This is a genomic window from Paenibacillus mucilaginosus 3016 (assembly GCF_000250655.1).
GTDB classification, from domain to species: Bacteria; Bacillota; Bacilli; order Paenibacillales; family NBRC-103111; genus Paenibacillus_G; species Paenibacillus_G mucilaginosus.
Map to the genome: position 1 here is coordinate 3,575,908 of NC_016935.1, position 14,093 is coordinate 3,590,000.

General features: G+C 61.1%; 13 protein-coding genes and 1 pseudogene. 13 read left to right on the forward strand and 1 reads right to left on the reverse strand.

From position 1 onward, the window contains the following. The first annotated feature begins 229 nt into the window (after positions 1-229). From PM3016_RS15560 to tatA, 11 genes and pseudogenes are all read left to right on the forward strand, one after another. Complete coding sequence (locus PM3016_RS15560; protein WP_014370092.1) at positions 230-1,693, forward strand: S41 family peptidase; 1,464 nt, start codon at positions 230-232, stop codon at positions 1,691-1,693. A 96-nt stretch (positions 1,694-1,789) separates the two neighbouring features. Next, entirely contained in the window at positions 1,790-3,865 is a 2,076-nt protein-coding gene (mutL, locus tag PM3016_RS15565) for a DNA mismatch repair endonuclease MutL (protein ID WP_014370093.1), read from the forward strand. Then, positions 3,866-4,639 carry a class I SAM-dependent methyltransferase gene (locus PM3016_RS15570; protein WP_013916616.1) on the forward strand — a complete coding sequence of 258 codons (774 nt, stop codon included), beginning with the start codon at positions 3,866-3,868 and terminating at the stop codon, positions 4,637-4,639. It abuts the gene before it with no gap. Continuing rightward, positions 4,636-5,603, forward strand: a pseudogene (miaA, locus tag PM3016_RS15575) (tRNA (adenosine(37)-N6)-dimethylallyltransferase MiaA). Before PM3016_RS15570 ends, miaA begins: the two are co-directional and overlap by 4 nt. A gap of 24 nt (positions 5,604-5,627) precedes the next feature. Then, the gene (gene hfq / locus PM3016_RS15580; protein WP_013916618.1) at positions 5,628-5,870 is read left to right on the forward strand and encodes an RNA chaperone Hfq; all 243 of its coding nucleotides are present in this window, start codon (positions 5,628-5,630) and stop codon (positions 5,868-5,870) included. Positions 5,871-6,026: 156 nt separating this feature from the next. Beyond that, positions 6,027-8,747: a PBP1A family penicillin-binding protein gene (locus tag PM3016_RS15585; RefSeq protein WP_014370095.1), complete on the forward strand. Its 2,721-nt coding sequence runs from the start codon at positions 6,027-6,029 to the stop codon at positions 8,745-8,747. A gap of 148 nt (positions 8,748-8,895) precedes the next feature. Continuing rightward, positions 8,896-9,594 carry a peptidylprolyl isomerase gene (locus PM3016_RS15590; protein ID WP_014370096.1) on the forward strand — a complete coding sequence of 233 codons (699 nt, stop codon included), beginning with the start codon at positions 8,896-8,898 and terminating at the stop codon, positions 9,592-9,594. Between the two features lie 137 nt (positions 9,595-9,731). Next, a complete protein-coding gene (locus PM3016_RS15595) occupies positions 9,732-10,442 on the forward strand; it encodes an alpha/beta hydrolase (protein WP_013916621.1) in 711 nt (236 codons plus the stop codon). A gap of 32 nt (positions 10,443-10,474) precedes the next feature. Further along, positions 10,475-10,870: a VOC family protein gene (locus tag PM3016_RS15600; protein ID WP_013916622.1), complete on the forward strand. Its 396-nt coding sequence runs from the start codon at positions 10,475-10,477 to the stop codon at positions 10,868-10,870. Beyond that, complete coding sequence (locus PM3016_RS15605) at positions 10,861-11,532, forward strand: YdcF family protein (protein ID WP_013916623.1); 672 nt, start codon at positions 10,861-10,863, stop codon at positions 11,530-11,532. Before PM3016_RS15600 ends, PM3016_RS15605 begins: the two co-directional genes overlap by 10 nt. 79 nt (positions 11,533-11,611) lie before the next feature. After that, positions 11,612-11,809, forward strand: a complete 198-nt coding sequence (tatA, locus tag PM3016_RS15610; protein WP_013916624.1) for a twin-arginine translocase TatA/TatE family subunit — start codon at positions 11,612-11,614, stop codon at positions 11,807-11,809. Positions 11,810-11,941: 132 nt separating this feature from the next. Here the strand turns inward: tatA and PM3016_RS15615 are convergent, their stop codons facing one another. Next, a complete protein-coding gene (locus PM3016_RS15615) occupies positions 11,942-12,799 on the reverse strand; it encodes an SDR family oxidoreductase (protein WP_014370097.1) in 858 nt (285 codons plus the stop codon). Positions 12,800-12,974: 175 nt separating this feature from the next. Between PM3016_RS15615 and PM3016_RS15620 the strand changes: the two genes are divergently transcribed. Both PM3016_RS15620 and PM3016_RS15625 read left to right on the forward strand, forming a co-directional pair. Then, positions 12,975-13,196: a hypothetical protein gene (locus PM3016_RS15620; protein WP_013916626.1), complete on the forward strand. Its 222-nt coding sequence runs from the start codon at positions 12,975-12,977 to the stop codon at positions 13,194-13,196. Between the two features lie 151 nt (positions 13,197-13,347). Next, positions 13,348-14,040 (forward strand): HAD family hydrolase, encoded by a 693-nt coding sequence (locus PM3016_RS15625; protein ID WP_013916627.1) that lies wholly within the window; start codon positions 13,348-13,350, stop codon positions 14,038-14,040. The last annotated feature ends 53 nt before the right edge of the window (positions 14,041-14,093 follow it).

A 14,093-nucleotide genomic window follows, 5' to 3' on the forward strand; every position in this document is an offset into this window, starting at 1 on the left:
AGTTTAGAGTAAACAAATAATGCATAGCGAGATATTTCATTTTGGTAGTGACCTTTGAACGAAGTTCAACGGAACTTAATACAGAGCGAGATGTTTCATTTTGAAAGTGACCTTTGAACGAAGTTGAACGGAACTTAATACAGAGCGAGATATTTCATTTTGAAAGTGACCTTTGAACGAAGTTCAACGGAACGAGAAATGAAATATCGAGCGTTAGGAGCCCCAGCAGATGAAACGCAAAAAAAGCATGAACATGTGGCGCCGTTCGGCGGCCGCCGTCCTGTCGATGACCCTGCTGCTTCCGGCAGCGCAGCCTCTGCAGGCCGCAGGTACCGAAAGCTCTGGCGCCAGCCGGGTGCAGGAAGTCATGGAGCTCCTTCAGAAGAAGCATGTCAGCGCCCCTTCGGCGGACGCCTTGTCGGATGCGGCGGTGAAGGCCATGGTGGAGTCGCTTGAGGATCCGTATACGCAGTACTTTACACCGGAAGAGCTCCAGCAGTTCGAAGATGCGGTGGAGAACCAGTACGTCGGCATCGGCGTGCGGATCGGCCTGGAGCCGGAAGGCGTGTATATCGCCGATGTGTTCGAAGGCTCGCCCGCCAAGGAAGCCGGGCTTGCCCCAGGCGACCTGATCGTGACGGTCGGCGGCACCTCGGTGGCCGGCAAGAAAACCGGTGAAGTCGCCGAGCTGATCGCCGGCGAGCCGGGCACGACGGTGGTGGTCGGGGTCGTCCGCGGCAGCGAGACGAAGGAATTCACCGTCAGCCGCAAGAAGGTTCAGATTCCAACGGTCGTCTCCCGCGTATTCCCGTCGAAGGTCGGTTACCTGGAGATCGCAAGCTTCTCGAGCGATGCGGACGAGCTGCTCGAGAAGGAGCTTGCCGAGCTGAAGAGCCAGGGGATCCGCTCGCTGATCCTCGACCTGCGGGATAACCCGGGCGGTCTGCTCGAATCGGCGAAGGGCATGATCCGGCAGTTCGTCAAGGAAGGCACGCTGATTCATACGCTCGACAGCAGCCGAGTGGACAAGCCGGTGGAATTCTCGGGCGGTACGACACAGCCGTTCCCGCTCTACGTGCTCGTCAATGAGAACAGCGCTTCGGCCTCCGAGGTGCTGACCGGCGCCCTGCAGGACTACGGGGCGGCGAAGGTGATCGGGGCCCATACGTACGGCAAGGGAAGCGTACAAAGCGTATACGAGCTTGAGGGCGGAGGCGCCCTGAAGGTCACGATCGAGGAGTACCTCACACCGAAGAACCGCAAGGTGAACCACGTCGGCCTCGATCCGGACGTTGCGGTGGAGGGCTATCTCGCCCAGCTGCTGACGGCTCTCCGGCTCGCCGGCGAGAAGGAGCCCGTGCTGACGGCCGACCCGCGCATTACGACCGTAGGCGGCGTGATGGTGCAGGATACGCTGGACGTCGTGCGCGAGGGCGGACAGACCTATGTTCCGGCTCGTGCGCTGGCCGCTTACCTTGGCGGTACGGTCCAGTGGAACGAGGCTTCCCGCTCGGTGGTGCTTGTCTCGGCTGACGGTACCACGATGTATACGCCGGGCGAGGGGGGCTTCCTGCTGAAGGAAGGCACCGGGTTCGTTTCGCTGAACGGGGTATCGAAGGATGCCTTCGGCAGCTCGCTGCAGTGGATCGATGACGGACGGAAGCTGACGATCCGCACCGGCGCTTCGAAGTAGAGGGCGGTGGTCCCGGGGCTGCGGCTGCAGCGCCCGGCTGACCTCGGCCATCGCATTCGCTTACTGCAAATACAGGTAAGGAGGGCCTTCGCCCTTATGGGAAAAATCACAATCTTGGATGAACATATCGCGAACCAGATCGCGGCGGGCGAAGTGGTCGAGCGGCCGTCCTCCGTCGTCAAGGAGCTCGTGGAAAATGCGGTTGACGCCGGAAGCACCCGCGTCGACGTGTCCATCGAGGAAGGCGGACTGCAGCTGATCCGGGTTACGGATAACGGCGGAGGGATCGAAGAGGACGATGTCGAGGCCGCCTTCTTCCGTCATGCGACGAGCAAGATCGCCACGTCCCAGGATCTGTTCAGCATCCGCACGCTCGGCTTCCGGGGCGAGGCGCTGCCGAGTATCGCGGCGGTGAGCAAGGTGGAATGCCTCACTTCAGCCGGTTCTACCGGTCTGGGCACCCGCCTCCGCATCGAAGGGGGGACCGTCCGTCTCAAGGAGGATGCGGCCGCACAGCGCGGAACCGATTTGTCGGTGCGCGAGCTGTTTTATAACACGCCGGCGCGTCTAAAATATATGAAGACGGTCCAGACGGAGCTCGGCCATGTGACGGACTACATGTACCGCCTCGCCCTGGCGTATCCGAACATTGCTTTCACGCTGAAGCACAACGGCCATGTCCTGCTCCAGACGCTGGGCAGCGGCGACCTGCTGCAGGCCGTGGCGGCGGTGTACGGTTCGTCGCTTGCCAAGAGCATGCTGAAGATCGAGGGGGAGACGCTCGATTACAAGCTCGAAGGCCTGATCTCGAAGCCCGAGCTGACGCGGGCCAACCGCGGCGGCATCACGACGGTCATCAACGGCCGCTACATCCGCAGCTTCCCGGTCAACCAGGCGCTCCTGCAGGGGTATCATACCCTGCTGCCGATCGGACGCTTCCCGGTGGCGGTGCTGCATCTGACGATGGACCCGACGCTGGTCGACGTCAACGTGCATCCCGCGAAGCTGGAGGTGCGCTTCAGCAAGGAGCCTGAGCTCATCGCGCTCATCGAGAACGCGGTGCGCGAGACGCTCGGCCGCCAGCGGCTGATCCCGCAGGGCGGAGCACCGGCGGCGCCGGCGCGCGTGCGTGAGCAGCTCGTGCAGGAGCAGCTCGAGCTGTACCGGCCGCAGGCCGCCTCCGCGGCGGAGCCGGCGCGCGTGCGTGAGCAGCTCGTGCAGGAGCAGCTCGAGCTGTACCGGCCGCAGGCCGCCTCCGCGGCGGAGCCGGCGGCAGTCCCGCCGGCCGCCGTGCGCAGCGAAGCGCCGGCCGCTTCGCCGGGCGGCAGCCCCTTCGGCGGCGGCCCGCGCGGCGCAGGCGCCCCTGCGCCCGCTGCACAGCCGCAGGCGCAGGCGCCTTGGGCGCCGCCCGCACGCGCGGACGGCCCGGCGGCGTCCGCGCCGCGGCTGCGCGAAGCCGGCGCGGCCTATGCCGAGCGGCCTGCGCCGGCGCGGGGGCCGGGCGATGCCCGCGAGACCGCCGCGGCCAGCGGAGCGCTGCTGCGCGCGCTGGCGCAGACGGAAGCGTCCGCGCCTCCCGCGCTGCCGGCGTTCCCGAAGCTGACGCCGATCGGCCAGCTGCACGGCACGTATATCGTCGCGCAGAACGAGGAAGGGCTGTTCCTCGTCGATCAGCATGCGGCGCATGAGCGGATCAACTACGAGCACTACTTCGACCTGTTCGGCCGTCCGGCCGAGGCGAGCCAGGAGCTCCTTGTGCCGATGACGCTTGAGTACACCTCGGTCGAGGCGCTCCGGCTGACGGAGAAGCTGCCCCAGCTCGAGCAGGCGGGGGTGTACCTGGAGCCGTTCGGAGGCACGTCGTTCCTCGTGCGGGCTTATCCGCACTGGCTTCCGAAGGGCGAGGAGCAGGCGATCGTCGAAGAGATGATCGACCTGCTGCTGCAGGACAAGAAGGGCATCGACATTGCGAAGTTCCGGGAGAAGGCGGCGATCATGTGCTCGTGCAAGGCTTCGATCAAGGCGAACCAGAGCATGGGCACCCTTGAGATCGAGGTGCTGCTCGACCGGCTGGCCGCCTGCCGCAATCCGTACACCTGTCCGCACGGCCGGCCGATTGTGGTCAGCTTCTCAACATACGAATTAGAGAAAATGTTCAAAAGGGTGATGTAATTGTTCGTCACAACCTCCTACGACCCGAACCCGGCCCAGCGCGAGGAAGCGCGGCGGCTGGCGGCGGAGCTCGGCGGCCGTGCGGTCGACCGGCGCCGGATGACGCTCGCCCAGCTGCGGGCCCGCTACGGGGACGAGGATATTCTCCTGATCTCGAAGGAGCGCATCGAGTATCATCACGAACTGCGACAGCCTCTTTTCTTCCATCCAAGCACGGCTGCCGTCCGGATCAAGCGCCTGATCAAAGGAGAGCCGGACAGCCTCTTGGAGCTCGCCGGCGTGCGGCCTGGCGACCGGATCGTCGACTGTACCGCGGGGCTGGGCTCCGACTCGCTCGTCTTTTCGTATGCGGCGGGGCCGGAGGGGCACGTCACGGCGCTGGAAAGTGCGCCGATCCCCTGCTTCCTCCTGAAGCAGGGGCTGAAGACCTACCATTCCGATGTGCCTGGTCTCAATGAGAGCATGCGGCGCATCGAGGTGCTGGGGGCGGACCATCTCACCTACCTGCGGGGCCTGCCGCCGAAGAGCGTCGACCTTGTATACTTCGACCCGATGTTCCGCAAGCCCATTACCGAGTCGAACTCCATCCGGGCGATCCGCGGGCTCGCGGATGACCGGGCGCTGAGCGAAGAAGCGGTGGGGCTTGCGTTATCGGCGGCCCGCCGTGCCGTGGTGCTCAAGGAGCACCGGGATTCGGCCGAGTTCGACCGTCTGGGCTTCGCCGAGGTCCACCGCTCGTCCACCAAAATTGCTTATGGAGTGATACGCACGTGACCCCATCGTCAGAACGCAAGCCGAAGCTGCTCGTCCTCGTCGGCCCGACAGCCGTCGGCAAGACGAAGCTCAGCCTGACGCTTGCCAAGGAATACAACGCCGAGATCATCTCGGGCGACTCCATGCAGGTGTACCGCGGGATGGACATTGGGACGGCCAAGGCCTCTCCCGAGGAGCTGGCCGAAGTGCCCCATCACATGATCGACATCCATGACCCGGACCACCCGTTCTCCGTAGCCGAATTCCAGGAGCGGAGCCGGGCGGCTGATCGAGGAGAGTCAGCGGGCGGGGACGGCTGCCTTTTATCGTGGGAGGCACCGGGCTCTATGTGGAGTCGGTATGCTACGATTTCAAGTTCAGTGAGAGCGGCTCCGATGAAGCGTTCCGGGAGGAGCAGCAGGCTTATGCAGATACATACGGACCGGAGGCGCTTCATGAGCGGCTGCGTGCCGTCGACCCCGCTTCGGCGGACCGGCTTCATCCGAACGACGTGCGGCGAGTGATCCGCGCCCTGGAGATTTATCATGTGACCGGCGAGCGGCAGTCCGAGCAGCTGGAGGCCCAGGGACGCAAGGAATCGCCCTACGAATTGTGTATCGTCGGGTTGACAATGGATAGAGCTTTACTATATAAACGTATTGAAGAGCGAATCGATATCATGATGCGGCAGGGTTTGCTCGAAGAGGTGCGCGGACTGATGGAGCGGGGCTACGATGAAGCCGTTGTATCCATGCAGGCCCTTGGCTACAAGGAAATCGTCGGCCATCTCCAAGGCCATTATTCCCTCGAGGAAGCGGTCGAACTGCTGAAGCGGGATACGCGCCGCTTCGCCAAACGCCAGCTGTCCTGGTTCCGACATATGAAGGATATTGCATGGGTGGACGTGAGCAATCTGGCAGAATTTGCTACCCACCTGGACAAGATTCGTGGTATAATTTCAGCTAAGCTAACACTAGACCGTTAACTATTTTCTTGAGGGGGCCCACTGATGAACAAGTCGATCAATATTCAGGACACGTTTCTAAATCAACTGCGCAAGGAAAACATCCCGGTCACCGTTTATCTGACCAATGGATTCCAGATCCGCGGGGTCATTCGCGCTTTTGACAATTTCACGATTATCATCGACAGTGAGGGCCGCCAGCAGATGGTTTACAAGCACGCCATCTCGACCTTCACGCCGCAGCGTTCCGTATCTCTGATGCAGCAGACGGAGAACACGGCCGAGTAATACCCGGAAGGGCCTGGTTAACGGTGGGGTGAACAGCCGAAAGACAGCATCAGCAACATTTTGGTCCTCCCGAACGTCTAACATCATACAAATCCTAAATGAGCAACCCCTGCCTGTCTCGGGTTGTTCTTTGTTTCACAGAAAGGAAGTCGGTGCATGGCGGATTCAGGCAGCAAGACACCCAGAAAAACCACGGTAGAGAAGAAACCGGCGGCCGGAGCAGCGAAGAAGAAAAAGAAACAGGGCTTTTCCGCCGGAAAAGTCATCTTTTGGATGCTCGCAGCCGCTGCTCTGGCAGCCATTAGCGCGATGGGCGTCTACATTTTCGTTATCTTGAATGGGAACAAGATCCTGCAGCAGAACATCGACAAGCTGGACTTCAGCGAAGCCTCGATCATTTATGATGCCAATAAGCAAGAGATTGGCGTGCTCAAGGTGGAGAACCGGATCAACGTCGAGCCGAACGAAATTCCTCCGCTCATGAAGCAGGCCTTCATCGCGACCGAGGACAAACGCTTTGAGGATCACACGGGCGTCGATTTCCTCGGGATCGGCCGGGCGCTGGTGAAGGACGTTGTGGCCCGGAGCATGGTCGAGGGCGGCAGCACGATCACCCAGCAGCTTGCGAAGAACGTGTTCCTCAACGCGGACAAAACGTTCTTCCGTAAAGCCACCGAAATGTCCATTGCCGTGGCGCTGGAGCAGCAAAAAACCAAAGATGAAATTTTGACGATGTATTTGAACTACATTCTATTCGGTAATCAGGCTTATGGCGTTAAAGCGGCATCGAAGGTTTATTTCAACGTGGATAAACTGGAAGATTTGAAGTTGTGGCAAATCGCCACGCTGGCGGCGATCCCCAAAGCGCCGAGCCGGTACAATCCTCTGAAGGATGCCGAGAAGTCGAAGGAGCGCCGGGGCGTGGTGCTGAAGCTCATGCAGGAGCAGGGGTACATTACCGAGGCCCAGCGGGCGGAAGCGGCTGCTGTGGATTACGAACCGCCTACGAAAACAGCGGGAACGGCCGGACGCAACCAGGCCTTCGTCGACTATGTGCTGAAGGAAGCGCAGACCAACTTCAACCTGACGGAGGATGAGGTCAACCGGGGCGGGCTCAAGATCTACACGACGCTCGACCAGAATGCGCAGCAGATCATGGAGCAGACATACGCGAACGCGAAGTTCTTCCAGAAGAGCCCGGACGACCAGATCATGCAGAGCTCGATGGTCATCCTCGACAACAAGGACGGGGGCATCGTGGCCATGGTCGGCGGCCGGGACTATATGCGGGGCGGGCTCAACCGTGCGACTTCGGCGCCGAGGCAGCCGGGTTCATCCTTCAAGCCGCTGATCGCGTACGCTCCGGCGATCGAGGCCGGCAAGTATACGCCTTACAGCATGCTGAAGGATGAGAAACAGACGTACCCTGGCGGCTACAGTCCGCGCAACTATGACGGGGTGTACCGCGGTCAGGTAACGATGACGGAGGCTGTGAAAAAGTCCATCAACATGCCGGCGATCAATACGCTGCAGGAGATCGGCGTATCGAATGCGACCAAGTTCGTCGAGAAGCTGGGTATCACGCTGGATGCGCAGGACCGCAACCTGGCCATCGCGCTCGGCGGCCTGACCAAGGGGACCACCCCGCTGCAGATGGCCCAGGCCTACAGTGCGTTTGCCAATGCGGGCACGCTGCATACGGCACATGCGATCACAAGTATTGTGGAGAGCGACGGTACGGAGCTGCAGTTCAAGGATGAGGCCAAGACGGTCATGAGCGCGAAGACCGCATGGTATATGACCGAGATGATGCGTACGGTCGTCGAGCCGGGAGGCACGGGGGCGGCGGCCAAGTTCGAGCGGCCGGTGGCCGGCAAGACCGGCTCCACACAGCTCGATCTCAAAGGTCTCGAGAAGTACAACCGCGACCTCTGGTTCGTCGGCTACACGCCCGAGTGGACGGGGGCCGTCTGGATGGGCTTCGATAAGACGGACTCGAAGCACTATGTGTCGATGAGCAGCGGAAGCGCGGGCGTCATCTTCAAGGAAGTCATGCAGAAGGCGCTCGCGAAGCGTCCGGTGACACAGTTCAAGAAACCTTCCGGGGTGCCGGATCTGAAGGAGGAGCTTCCTCCGAAAGGCGTAACGGATCTCAAGGCGGAGGTCAACCCGGAGACGGGCTTCGTCAATCTGAGCTGGAGCAGCGTGGGCGATGGCATCACGTACCAGGCGTTCCGCAAGGACAGCACGATGGCGGACTATCCGGCCGAGCCGCTGTTCTCCACGCAGTCTACGTCGTATAAGGACCAGTCCGCTTACACGCCGGGCATGACGTACACTTATATGATTGTGGCGCTGAAGCCGGAGAACGGGGCGGAAGGCGCGAAGTCCAATGAAGCGTCGGTCACCATCCCGGGCAAGACGGAGAACGGCAAAGAAGAGCCGGGCAAGGAAGCCGGCGAGACCGGTAAGGAAGACCCGGGCAAAGAAGGGGAAGACGGCGCGGTTCCAGGAACGGATGGCGATGGCACGGCTCAGCCGGGGACCGGAACCAAACCGGGGGCCGGCGGCACGACACAGCCGGGAACAACCAAGCCGGGCACCGGCACGACACCGGGCACCGAGACGGACGGCACGACCGGCGGTACGGAAGAGGATGCCGGGTCGGCCGGCGGCTCCGGGGATACCGGAACCTCTTCCGGTACGGATACGGGCGGAGAGACGGGCACCAAGACGCCCGGCAGCACGACGACCCGGCCGAGCACCGGCACGGCCCCGGTGCCGAGCGGCACCTCCGGGAACGGCAAGCAGCCGGCGGAGCGATCTACCGGAGGGCAGAGCGGATCTTCGATCAGCGTGATGCCGGACGGAACCTAAGAAGCTCAAGACGGTGATGATGATGGGAAGAGGCGGCCACCGCCTCTTCTTTTTTTATTTTTGCAGGCGGACGTAGTATAATAAGGTGAAGGATTGGGACAGGCTTCCACACCAATAACAGTAACGTAATGGAGTTGAATGGATTGTGATGAACGCGAAACAAGTAAGCGGGATCGCTAAGGTACTCTGCACGGCGGCACTGGCCGCTCTGCTGGCCGCAGGCTGCGGAACTAAGCCTGCCGAGAATACGCAGGGCGCTGCCGGCGGCAGCCAGGCTACGGCCGGGACGGACACGGCGAAAGAAGGGACGACGCGCAAGACGTACACGTCGGCTCCGCCGATGACGATCGATGCGACGAAGAAGTATACGGCCGCCGTTACGACGTCCAAGGGGTCGTTCACGATCGAGCTGTTCGCCAAGGAAGCGCCGAAGACCGTGAATAACTTTGTGTTCCTGGCGCGGGAAGGCTTCTATAACGATATCACCTTCCACCGGATCATCCAGTCGTTCATGGTGCAGACCGGTGACCCGCTCGGCAACGGGATGGGAGGCCCCGGCTACAAGTTCGAGGACGAGCTCAAGAGCCCGTACAAATACGAGCCGGGCATCGTGGCGATGGCCAACTCCGGCAAGAATACGAACGGCAGCCAGTTCTTCATCTGTACCGGAGAGGACAGCAAGGGCCTCAACTCGCAGCCGAACTATACCATCTTCGGCCGGGTAGTCGAAGGGATGGACACCGTGCAGAAGATTGCCGCAACCCCCGTCGCTGCTGGCGGAGAGAGCAAGCCGAGCAAGCCGACTGAGAAGGTCACGATCATGAAGATCGATATTACGGAGAAGTAAGTTTTCATTGGGTAGTAAGCTGCACAGCGCGGGGGGCGAGCCTCCCGCGCTGTTGATTTCTTCTGCTTTAACGGGCGCGGGAAGGGAACCCAAAGGCCCCCGTTATCGTCTACTAAGAGCAGGAAGGGGAGATAACCATGGAGCAGGGGAGCGGGATATCCCACCGGCAGCGGCGGTGCCTGCTGATTCACGGCTTCACGGGCGGCCCTTACGAGGTGCAGCCGCTGGCGGATTACTTGGCGGGCTGCGGGTGCGAATGCCATGTGCTGCGGCTGCCCGGCCATGATGACGAGCTGTCCGGTCTGCGGTCGGTCGTGTGGCAGGAGTGGCTGCAGGGAGCGGAGGAGGAGATGGCGCGCCTGACCGGCGATGGCGAGCCCGTGGACCTTATCGGATTCTCGATGGGCGGCCTGATTTCCGCCTATCTCGCGAACCGCTATCCCGTACGGCGGCTTGTGCTTCTCAATGCAGCGGCCATTTATGTGAGCCCGGTGCGCTTTCTGAAGGATGTGGCGCTGCGGGCTCGGCAGAAGGACTGGGACTATCTCAAACGGGGCAAGAAGACGCCTCTCCGGGCTGCCGTCCAGTTTATGAAGCTGGCCCGCTATGCGAAGCGGGAAGAGCTGCCGAAGGTGGCGGTGCCCACCCTGATTGCCCAGGGAAGAAGGGACCAGATCGTCCATCCCCGCAGCGCCGATTATATTTACAGGCGGCTGCAGGGCGAGCGGGAGCTTCACTTTTTTGAACGGTCGCGCCACTTGATCTGTCTCGAAGAGGATGCGCCGGCCCTGTTCGCCGAGGTGCGCCGTTTTTTGGGTGTGGAAGGGGAAGATCGGGACGTTACTTGATAGTCGACAACCGGATGATGGAGGCAGAAGCAATGCAGGTGAAAGGATTCAATCATTTGACGATCCGGGTCCGGGACCTCTCCCGGTCGCTGGCGTTCTACGAAGGCGTTCTCGGGATGAAGCGGGTACACCGGGGACGGACGGATGCCTACTTGGAGTGGGGAAGCGCCTGGATTTGTCTGCTGGAGCGGGAACCCGATGGGGAAGGATCCACCGGCGGGCGAACCGGCATCGACCATGCGGCGTTTACGATAGAGGAAGGTGACTTTCCAAAGGCTGTGGAGACGCTGCGCCAGGCAGGGGTTCGGCTCGTGAGGGGGCCGGTCGAGCGCGGCGGCGGGTTCAGTGTGAATTTCCTGGATCCGGACGGCACGGAGCTTGAGCTGTTCACGGGAAGTCTTCAGGAGCGGATGAAGACATGGAGCTGAGGCAGGCGGCGGCAGGCCGATACAGGAAGAAGACCCGTGTGTCGTTGCTAGGGCACTTGAAGCGCATCTTCCGGTTCATGGTGCTTGTGCTCCTGGCGGCTCTCCTGTGGGTCGGATGGATCCAGTACCGGATCGAAACGCAGGCGGATACGGGACAGGAGCCAAAGCAGGTAGGCATCGTACTGGGTGCTTCGCTGTGGAAGGATTCCCCAAGTCCGGCACTGAAGGAGCGGCTTGACCGGGCCGTGGAGCTGTATCAATCCGGCAGGGTTCCGTATCTGATCGTCAGCGGCGGCTACGATGTGCCCACCTCGAAGATGACCGAAGCGGAAGGTATGCGCAATTATCTGGTCTCGAAGGGGATTCCTTCCAAGCGCATCGTGCTCGAGAACCGGGCCCGAAGCACCTACGAGAACCTGCTCTACAGTAAAAAGATCATGGAGCAGCATCAGTGGACCTCGGCCGTCATCATCACCCACCGCTATCACAGTGTCCGCGCCCTCGACATCGCGAACTATCTCGACTATGAGGAACCAGCGGTATCACCGATGGAGTCCCGTGTGCTGATGATGGCCTGGCACCGCGGCAGGGAGACGCTGGCGATGACCAAGTGGCAGTGGGATAAGGTGGCCCTTGTATTCGGGGTTGCGCCCAAAAGCTGAACCTCGTATCTTTTCGGAAGCGATGCTGGTATAATGAGAGTATCTACCATACTTTTTTCGCTACAAGGAGGAGAGAGCTTTGCCATTTGGCAATATCGGGATCGGCGGACTGCTGCTGATTCTTGTCGTCGTACTCATCATGTTCGGACCGTCCAAGCTCCCCGAACTCGGCAGGGCCTTCGGCCGCACGCTCAGCGAATTCAAGAGTTCGACCCGCGGGCTGATGTCCGAGGACAAGGATACGGAGGGCAAGCCGGAGGATACGAAGAAGTCCTGATCCTCGGCATCCGCCGCTGTCTTCCAATCCACCATACAAACGGCTAAAACCTCCCGTGATCCGGCAAGATTCTTTCCGGAGGCAGGGGAGGTTTTTGGTGTCTGATCCGACATGGTGGAAGGGCTGTCAGGCTCAGCCGTTCACGATCGTTCCGCCATTGACATGCAGAACCTGGCCTGTCATATAGGACGAATCCCCGCAGGCGAGGAAGACATAGCTCGGTGCCAGCTCTTCCGGCTGCCCCGCCCGCTTCATCGGCGTATTGGTACCGAAAGAGGCGACCTTCTGTTCGTCGAAGGTGGAGGGGATGAGCGGCGTCCAGATCGGGCCCGGCGCCACGGCGTTCACCCGGATCCCGCGGGAGACGAGCTGCTGGGACAGCGAGCGGGTGAAGGTCACGATCGCCCCTTTGGTCGCGGAGTAATCGAGAAGGGTCGGGTTCCCTTCATATGCTGTGATCGAAGCTGTGTTAATGATGGCCGAGCCTTCCTGGAGATGGGGAAGCGCAGCTTTGGTTAAGTAGAAGAAGGAGAAGATGTTCGTGCGGAACGTCCGCTCGAGCTGCTCGGAAGTGATATCCTCGAGCTTCTGCTGGGGATGCTGCTCGGCGGCGTTGTTCACCAGCACGTCCAGCTTGCCCAGCCGCCGGATGGTCTCTTCCACGATGCTGCTGCAGAAGGCTTCATCCCCGATGTCCCCGGCGAGGAGCTCGCACCGGCGGCCTTCGGCTTCCACCTGCATCTTCGTCTCCTGGGCGTCCTCGTGCTCGTTCAGATAGACGATGAGCACATCCGCGCCTTCTTTGGCATAGGTCACGGCCACCGCCCGGCCGATGCCGCTGTCGCCGCCGGTGATGATTGCCGTTTTGTCTTTGAGCTTGCCTGCGGGTTTGTAGCGGTCATCCTCGAAGACGGGCCTTGGATTCATGCGGGACTCGATCCCCGGCTGGGTATTCTGATGCTGCGGAGGGAATGTTGTAGCGCTGGTCATACTCGGTCATTCTCCTTTCCGGGATGTGCCTGGTTTCCGGTCTTGCACCCTCTTAGGATGCTGCAGAAGTCTCCTGGCTTGCCATGGGAGTTCTTGGTCGGGTGTGCAAGGAGAGCGGGCGGGTACATAATCCGGTGGGGAGCAAACCAAGCTAGAATCAGGAGGGTGGTGCGTCATGAACCAGAAAGAAGTGGAGCTGGAGCTGGCCCAGAAATTATTTAACGGTGAGTTCAAAAAGGAAGACAAGGACGAAGCGGCCCGCCGCAAGCTGCCGGTCAAGACGGAGATCCGGGTGCAGTCGGATGTCGATCCGGTGGCGGAGGAGACGAAGCAGTACCGGAAGATGGCCAAGGAAGTGGACGATCGATACGATAAGGTGGGCCGGCGCAATCCATAACGCTGGAGAAGGTGCCGGCTTTCCGAAGGAGGGTCGGCCGTCTTTTTACGAGAGCAGCCCCGGGATCAGGTCATTATAATGAAAAAATCACTATCCAATCCCTTCCTTGCTGGTGTACCATCAGTACAGAAGAGGAAGGAGCGGACGTGTGATGATTCAGGGCGTTATTTTTGATTTTGACGGGCTGATCCTGGATACGGAGACCCCCGAATTCGAATCGTTTCAGGCGCTGTTCCGCCGCTACGGCTGCGAGCTGACGCTGGACGTCTGGGGCGCATGCATCGGAACGGGCCCGGAAGCCTTTGACCCGTATGTGCATTTGGAGGAGCTGTATGCCTCCCCTTACGACAAGGAGGAAGCCAGGGCCTGGCGCCGGCGGTATTATGATGAGCGCCTCGCTTCTGCGGTTCTGCGTCCCGGGGTATTGGAGTACCTTCAATCCGCCCATGAGCACGGACTCCGGGTAGGGCTGGCCTCCAGCTCCCACAGGCCATGGGTGACAGGACATCTGGCCGCTCACGGCATTCTGGACGCATTCGAGGTGATCCGCACGGCGGAGGACGTCGCGCAGGTGAAGCCTGATCCGGCGCTCTATCTGCTGGCCCTGGAAGGCTTGGGATTGCCACCGGAAGCGGCGGTCGCCTTCGAGGATTCACCCAACGGCGCACTCGCCGCCAAGCGGGCCGGGATGTTCTGTGTCACCGTGCCGAACGAAACCACCGGCTCCCTGGTCTTCGGTGAGCACGATCTGCGGATCGGCTCAATGGCCGATATGCCGCTGATGGAGGTTATCGCGCGGCTGGAGGCTCAGGCCGGACAGGGCGGCCGTACGAGGATCGGCTGAGCGGACCGGGAGGGCGCTTTTTGATTTTGGCTGCGGGGCCGTTTACAATGGAC